Here is an 888-nt window from a genome sequence, read left to right on the forward strand (position 1 = left end):
GCGACTTCCGATCCGACCCATATTCACGATGTTCGGCGACGGGTTCTTGGTCTGCGCGTCGACGTTCTTCTGGTTGTTCTCGGTCAACCATTGGAGATAGCTGTAGGCCGCCTCGCCGACGATGGGCGCGTAGGTCAGGAACTTGAACGCCTTCGACGCCTTGTCGCCCGGTGCGCCCGGTGCTCCCGGTGCGCCGGGCAAGCCCTGCACGCCGTTCTTGGCCGCTATGGCGTTGAGCGTCGATTGCGCCAACTGGAACGCCCTCACGACGCCAGCGGTCGCGCCGACGAGCGTGATGAAGCCCGCTTCCAGCGTGAGGCGCTGCTTCTTGCCCTCTTCAAGGCTATCGAGGAACTGAAGTATCTTCGAGCCGCCGTTTGCTGCGGCTGCCAGCCATCCTTCGTTCGCCTTGACGAAACTGTTGGAGGTCTGCTCGAACGATGCTTTCAGCTTGTCGACGGCGAAGGCCAGGCCTTCCATACGCTGTTTGGCGACTTCTTCGGCGCGGCCGACTTCGACGCCGTGCTCGACGGCCTTCTTGTTCTCTTCGTACGTGTTGATGTCGCCCGTCAGCACCATGCCGCGAGCGCCCTGCTTCACGCCAAGATATTGCAGAAGACCGAGCAAGCCACTCTTCTTGATGAGCGCATCGACCAACGCGTCGCCGTTGACGCCCTCGCGCTTGTACCTTGCCGAACCGTTCGCGCACCAGGCCGCTCAGGCCCTCGGCGTCGAGATGGCCGTGCGTGCTGAACGAGTCGATGTCGATACCGTTCGCGATAGCCGACTGGCGGCCTTCTCGCGTCGGCGACAGAACACGCGACGCCAACTGCCGAACCATCGTACCGGACTCTTGGCCCGGCATGTTCGCGCGTTTCAACGCCATAC

2 protein-coding genes are annotated in these 888 nt (G+C 62.6%); one reads left to right on the plus strand and one right to left on the minus strand.

Features of this window, described 5'->3' with window-relative positions; genetic code table 11:
• A partial coding sequence (locus OO70_RS50480) for a hypothetical protein (protein WP_234337155.1) occupies positions 1 to 627 on the minus strand: 627 nt, incomplete at its 3' end.
• Positions 628 to 640: 13 nt separating this feature from the next.
• Between OO70_RS50480 and OO70_RS56545 the strand changes: the two genes are divergently transcribed.
• The coding region (locus OO70_RS56545; RefSeq protein ID WP_234337156.1) for a hypothetical protein at positions 641 to 888 on the plus strand (248 nt) is incomplete at its 3' end.

Origin of the sequence: Streptomyces xylophagus, from assembly GCF_000716435.1 — a bacterium.
Taxonomy (GTDB): Bacteria; Actinomycetota; Actinomycetes; order Streptomycetales; family Streptomycetaceae; genus Streptomyces; species Streptomyces xylophagus.